Source organism: Vibrio sp. SALL6 (genome assembly GCF_002002385.1).
Classification (GTDB): Bacteria; Pseudomonadota; Gammaproteobacteria; order Enterobacterales; family Vibrionaceae; genus Vibrio; species Vibrio parahaemolyticus.
The window spans coordinates 1-3,230 of record NZ_MQVK01000029.1 but is presented as its reverse complement, the minus strand read 5'-3'; the positions used below and the strand labels follow the sequence as shown (position 1 = coordinate 3,230).

Sequence of the window (3,230 nt, the reverse complement as noted above, 5' to 3'; positions counted from 1 at the left end):
AAACACCAAAATAACACATTCAAGTGTTCTTGGAATTTGAGTCCGGCAAAATCGAGTCTGCATCATGTATAAAAATTGCAGACAACTTTGGTGACTTGTTCATCAACTCGAAACTCCTTCGGGTTGTATGGTTAAGTGACTAAGCGTACACGGTGGATGCCTTGGCAGTCAGAGGCGATGAAAGACGTAGTAACTTGCGATAAGCCCAGATTAGGTAGTAACAACCATTTGAGTCTGGGATTTCTGAATGGGGAAACCCACGTGCATAAGCACGTATCCTTACCTGAATACATAGGGTAAGGAGGCGAACCGGGGGAACTGAAACATCTAAGTACCCCGAGGAAAAGAAATCAACCGAGATTCCGAAAGTAGCGGCGAGCGAAATTGGACTAGCCCTTAAGCTTTACACGCGTTAGACGAACGGTCTGGAAAGTCCGACGATACAGGGTGATAGTCCCGTAGTTGACGACGTGTGTTCAGTGAAATCGAGTAGGGCGGGACACGTGATATCCTGTCTGAATATGGGGGGACCATCCTCCAAGGCTAAATACTACTGACTGACCGATAGTGAACCAGTACCGTGAGGGAAAGGCGAAAAGAACCCCTGTGAGGGGAGTGAAATAGAACCTGAAACCGTGTACGTACAAGCAGTAGGAGCAGGCTTTGTCCTGTGACTGCGTACCTTTTGTATAATGGGTCAGCGACTTATATTCAGTGGCAAGGTTAACCATCTAGGGGAGCCGTAGGGAAACCGAGTCTTAACTGGGCGTTCAGTCTCTGGATATAGACCCGAAACCAGGTGATCTAGCCATGGGCAGGTTGAAGGTTGAGTAACATCAACTGGAGGACCGAACCGACTAATGTTGAAAAATTAGCGGATGACTTGTGGCTAGGGGTGAAAGGCCAATCAAACCTGGAGATAGCTGGTTCTCCCCGAAAGCTATTTAGGTAGCGCCTCGGACGAATACTACTGGGGGTAGAGCACTGTTAAGGCTAGGGGGTCATCCCGACTTACCAACCCTTTGCAAACTCCGAATACCAGTAAGTACTATCCGGGAGACACACGGCGGGTGCTAACGTCCGTCGTGGAGAGGGAAACAACCCAGACCGCCAGCTAAGGTCCCAAATTACTACTAAGTGGGAAACGATGTGGGAAGGCTCAGACAGCCAGGATGTTGGCTTAGAAGCAGCCATCATTTAAAGAAAGCGTAATAGCTCACTGGTCGAGTCGGCCTGCGCGGAAGATGTAACGGGGCTAAGTAGTAAACCGAAGCTGCGGCAATATACTTTTGTATATTGGGTAGGGGAGCGTTCTGTAAGCGGTTGAAGGTGTGTGGTAACGCATGCTGGACGTATCAGAAGTGCGAATGCTGACATGAGTAACGATAAAGGGGGTGAAAAACCTCCTCGCCGGAAGACCAAGGGTTCCTGTCCAACGTTAATCGGGGCAGGGTAAGTCGACCCCTAAGGCGAGGCCGAAAGGCGTAGTCGATGGGAAACGGGTTAATATTCCCGTACTTCTTACAATTGCGATGGGGGGACGGAGAAGGCTAGGTGGGCCTGGCGACGGTTGTCCAGGTTCAAGTGCGTAGGCTTAAGAGTTAGGTAAATCCGGCTCTTTTTAAGGCTGAGACACGACGTCGAGCACCTACGGGTGTGAAGTCATTGATGCCATGCTTCCAGGAAAAGCCTCTAAGCTTCAGATTGTAAGGAATCGTACCCCAAACCGACACAGGTGGTCGGGTAGAGAATACCAAGGCGCTTGAGAGAACTCGGGTGAAGGAACTAGGCAAAATGGTACCGTAACTTCGGGAGAAGGTACGCTCTTGATGGTGAAGTCCCTTGCGGATGGAGCTGACGAGAGTCGCAGATACCAGGTGGCTGCAACTGTTTATTAAAAACACAGCACTGTGCAAAATCGTAAGATGACGTATACGGTGTGACGCCTGCCCGGTGCCGGAAGGTTAATTGATGGGGTTAGACTTCGGTCGAAGCTCTTGATCGAAGCCCCGGTAAACGGCGGCCGTAACTATAACGGTCCTAAGGTAGCGAAATTCCTTGTCGGGTAAGTTCCGACCTGCACGAATGGCGTAATGATGGCCACGCTGTCTCCACCCGAGACTCAGTGAAATTGAAATCGCTGTGAAGATGCAGTGTACCCGCGGCTAGACGGAAAGACCCCGTGAACCTTTACTACAGCTTGGCACTGAACATTGACCCTACATGTGTAGGATAGGTGGGAGGCTTTGAAGCACGTACGCCAGTATGTGTGGAGCCGTCCTTGAAATACCACCCTTGTAGTGTTGATGTTCTAACGTCGACCCCTTATCGGGGTTGCGGACAGTGCCTGGTGGGTAGTTTGACTGGGGCGGTCTCCTCCCAAAGAGTAACGGAGGAGCACGAAGGTGGGCTAATCACGGTTGGACATCGTGAGGTTAGTGCAATGGCATAAGCCCGCTTGACTGCGAGAATGACAATTCGAGCAGGTGCGAAAGCAGGTCATAGTGATCCGGTGGTTCTGAATGGAAGGGCCATCGCTCAACGGATAAAAGGTACTCCGGGGATAACAGGCTGATACCGCCCAAGAGTTCATATCGACGGCGGTGTTTGGCACCTCGATGTCGGCTCATCACATCCTGGGGCTGAAGTCGGTCCCAAGGGTATGGCTGTTCGCCATTTAAAGTGGTACGCGAGCTGGGTTTAGAACGTCGTGAGACAGTTCGGTCCCTATCTGCCGTGGGCGTTGGAAGATTGAAGGGGGCTGCTCCTAGTACGAGAGGACCGGAGTGGACGAACCTCTGGTGTTCGGGTTGTGTCGCCAGACGCATTGCCCGGTAGCTAAGTTCGGAATCGATAACCGCTGAAAGCATCTAAGCGGGAAGCGAGCCCTGAGATGAGTCTTCCCTGATACTTTAAGTATCCTAAAGGGTTGTCGGAGACTACGACGTTGATAGGTCAGGTGTGTAAGTGCTGTGAGGCATTGAGCTAACTGATACTAATTGCCCGTGAGGCTTAACCATACAACACCCAAGGGGTTTTGATGGACTCGAAGCAAGAACAGAATTGAATGTGTAGAGAACACAGAAACAGCTTTCCGAATTAAAGAATTTGCTTGGCGACCATAGCGTTTTGGACCCACCTGACTCCATTCCGAACTCAGAAGTGAAACGAAATAGCGCCGATGGTAGTGTGGGGTTTCCCCATGTGAGAGTAGGACATCGCCAGGCTTT

The 3,230-nt window shown here is 50.8% G+C and carries 2 rRNA genes; both read left to right on the top strand.

The window, feature by feature from the left end:
* The first annotated feature begins 129 nt into the window (after positions 1–129).
* Positions 130–3,020 (top strand): 23S ribosomal RNA (locus BIW15_RS19065).
* Positions 3,021–3,111: 91 nt separating this feature from the next.
* A 5S ribosomal RNA gene (gene rrf, locus BIW15_RS19060) occupies positions 3,112–3,227 on the top strand.
* Positions 3,228–3,230: the final 3 nt, after the last annotated feature.